Here is a 2,771-nt window from a genome sequence, read left to right on the forward strand (position 1 = left end):
GAAAAGCACCCCGATGAGGGGAGTGAAACAGTACCTGAAACGGATTGCCTACAAGCAGTGGGAGCCTCTTCATGGGGTGACCGCGTACCTCTTGCATAATGGGTCTGTGACTTAATGTACCAAGCAAGCTTAAGCCGATAGGTGTAGGCGCAGCGAAAGCGAGTCTGAATAGGGCGACCATAGTTTGGTGTATTAGACCCGAAACCCGGCGATCTAGGCATGACCAGGATGAAGGTGCGGTAACACGCACTGGAGGTCCGAACCGATTAACGTTGAAAAGTTACCGGATGAGTTGTGTTTAGGGGTGAAAGGCCAATCAAGCCGGGAAATAGCTGGTTCTCCGCGAAAACTATTGAGGTAGTGCCTCGAGCGAATACCATGGGGGGTAGAGCACTGGATGGATGCGGGGGTCGCGAGATCTACCAACTCTAACCAAACTCCGAATACCCATGAGTACTACTCGGGAGACAGACGGCGGGTGCTAAGGTCCGTCGTCAAAAGGGAAACAGCCCTGACCTACAGCTAAGGTCCCCAAGTCACGTCTAAGTGGGAAAGCATGTGGAAATCCCAAAACAACCAGGAGGTTGGCTTAGAAGCAGCCATCCTTTAAAGAAAGCGTAACAGCTCACTGGTCTAAACAAGGGTTTCTGCGGCGAAGATGTAACGGGGCTCAAGACGTGCACCGAAGCTTAGGGTGTGGATTTATCCACGCGGTAGCGGAGCGTTCCGTAGGCCGTTGAAGCGATTTGGTAATGGGTCGTGGAGGTATCGGAAGTGCGAATGCAGACATGAGTAGCGATAAAGAGGGTGAGATGCCCTCTCGCCGAAAGACCAAGGGTTCCTGCGCAAGGCTAATCCGCGCAGGGTGAGCCGGCCCCTAAGACGAGCCCGAAGGGGGTAGTCGATGGGAATGCGGTTAATATTCCGCAGCCTGGTGGTGTGTGACGGATGGTGTGTGTTGTACGGCCTTATCGGATTGGCCGTGCTTCGAAACTGTCCCGGGAAATAGCCCCACCGTATAGACCGTACCCGAAACCGACACAGGTGGTCAGGTAGAGTATACCAAGGCGCTTGAGAGAAGTGTCCTGAAGGAACTCGGCAAATTGCCTCCGTACCTTCGGAAGAAGGAGGCCCGATGTAAGCGCAAGCTCTCATCGGGGGCACAGGCCAGGGGGTAGCGACTGTTTAGCAAAAACACAGGGCTCTGCTAAGTCGGCTTCAAGACGACGTATAGGGCCTGACGCCTGCCCGGTGCCTGAAGGTTAAGTGGAGGAGTGCAAGCTCTGAAATGAAGCCCAGGTAAACGGCGGCCGTAACTATAACGGTCCTAAGGTAGCGAAATTCCTTGTCGGGTAAGTTCCGACCTGCACGAATGGCGTAACGACTTCCCCACTGTCTCCAGGACATGCTCAGCGAAATTGAATTCTCCGTGAAGATGCGGAGTACCCGCGGTTAGACGGAAAGACCCCGTGCACCTTTACTGCAGCTTCAGAGTGGCATTAGGAAGGAACTGTGTAGCATAGGTGGGAGGCTTTGAAGCGTTGGCGCCAGCCGGCGTGGAGCCATAGGTGAAATACCACCCTGTTGTTTTCTGATGTCTAACCTCGATCCCTGAAGCGGGATCAGGGACCCTCTGTGGCGGGTAGTTTGACTGGGGCGGTCGCCTCCTAAAGAGTAACGGAGGCGCGCGATGGTGGGCTCAGGCCGGTTGGAAACCGGCTGTTAGAGTGCAATGGCATAAGCCCGCCTGACTGCGAGACTGACAAGTCGAGCAGAGACGAAAGTCGGTCATAGTGATCCGGTGGTCCCTCGTGGAAGGGCCATCGCTCAACGGATAAAAGGTACGCCGGGGATAACAGGCTGATAACCCCCAAGAGCTCATATCGACGGGGTTGTTTGGCACCTCGATGTCGGCTCATCACATCCTGGGGCTGGAGCAGGTCCCAAGGGTTTGGCTGTTCGCCAATTAAAGTGGTACGTGAGCTGGGTTCAGAACGTCGCGAGACAGTTTGGTCCCTATCTGCCGTGGGCGTCGAAATTTGAGAGGAGTTGACCCTAGTACGAGAGGACCGGGTTGAACGTACCTCTGGTGTACCTGTCGTCGTGCCAACGGCGCAGCAGGGTAGCTATGTACGGACGGGATAACCGCTGAAAGCATCTAAGCGGGAAGCCTCCCTCGAGATAAGATTTCTCAGAGCGGTCGAAGACCACGACCTTGATAGATCGGATGTGGAAGCGCGGTAACGCGTGAAGCTAACCGATACTAATCGCTCTATTCGCGCTTGATGAGCTCACACCCCCAATATCAGCGCTGCTGATACCGGGCTGGGATTGCATCACAGCCAGACCATGAAAGTGCACGCATCGATTTTAACCCCAGCACCCCTCGCGCCACAGGCTTCATTGCCTGGTGACCATAGCGTCGGTGTCCCACCCGATCCCATCCCGAACTCGGCCGTGAAACCCGACCGCGCCAATGGTACTACTGCCTAAGCAGTGGAAGAGTAGGTCGTCGCCAGGCATTGCAGCCCGTGGCGCGAACATCGTGCACAACAAGAACCCATTCACATACACCCTCTCCCCAAGAGAGAGGCTCGCTGGCGCAGCGCCAGCCGTCGCGGGGTGGAGCAGCCCGGTAGCTCGTCAGGCTCATAACCTGAAGGTCACAGGTTCAAATCCTGTCCCCGCAACCATTCCGATCCAACAAAACCCCCAAGCTCCCGCTTGCCGGGGCTTGCTTGCGTCCAGGGTGCAGGCCGCCGGTGCGTGCA

General features: G+C 56.0%; 1 tRNA gene and 2 rRNA genes (1 of these 3 running past the window's edge). All 3 read left to right on the top strand.

From position 1 onward, the window contains the following. Positions 1-2,287: ribosomal RNA gene (locus GGQ96_RS20690) — 23S ribosomal RNA — on the top strand; it begins 504 nt to the left of the window's first position. 119 nt (positions 2,288-2,406) lie between these two features. Further along, a 5S ribosomal RNA gene (rrf, locus tag GGQ96_RS20695) occupies positions 2,407-2,521 on the top strand. Positions 2,522-2,616: 95 nt separating this feature from the next. Next, a tRNA-Met gene (locus GGQ96_RS20700) sits at positions 2,617-2,693 on the top strand. The last annotated feature ends 78 nt before the right edge of the window (positions 2,694-2,771 follow it).

The sequence above is a fragment of the Sphingomonas abaci genome (assembly GCF_014199625.1).
Classification (GTDB): domain Bacteria; phylum Pseudomonadota; class Alphaproteobacteria; order Sphingomonadales; family Sphingomonadaceae; genus Sphingomonas; species Sphingomonas abaci.